The 449-nt window shown below is 63.7% G+C and carries 1 protein-coding gene; it reads right to left on the bottom strand.

Annotated elements, in window-relative coordinates; translation table 11 throughout:
* A partial coding sequence (locus tag D7V77_RS42575) for an AAA family ATPase (RefSeq protein WP_147452387.1) occupies positions 1-309 on the bottom strand: 309 nt, incomplete at its 3' end.
* Positions 310-449: the final 140 nt, after the last annotated feature.

Here is a 449-nt window from a genome sequence, read left to right on the forward strand (position 1 = left end):
GCCCACGCCTTCCTGGGTCAGTGCGTCCTTGTCGCGGGTCTGCGAGGCCGCCAGCACGTACAGGTTGTCGAAGCGCTTGTCCTTGATCAGGGCCTGCTTGAGGGTGGCTTCGCCGTGCACGACGTTGACGAAGTCGTACACCACGCGGCGTTCGCAGCCCATGATCAGGTCGAGGTTGCGCAGGCCGACGTCGAAGTCGATCACCGCCACCTTCTTGCCGCGCCGCGCCAGGCCGCAGGCCAGGCTCGCGCTGGAAGTGGTCTTGCCGACGCCGCCCTTGCCGGAGGTGACTACGATGATTTCAGCCAAAGGACTTCTCCTGGTTCTGCATGAGTTTGGTGCTGCGTCAGTCCAGCGCAGCGATCTTGATCTGGTCCTGTTCCAGCCACACCTGGACGGCCTTGCCGCGCAGGTTGTCCGGAACATCGTCCAGTACCTTGTAGTGGCCG

Source organism: Corallococcus sp. CA041A (assembly GCF_003612075.1).
Lineage (GTDB): Bacteria > Myxococcota > Myxococcia > Myxococcales > Myxococcaceae > Corallococcus > Corallococcus exiguus.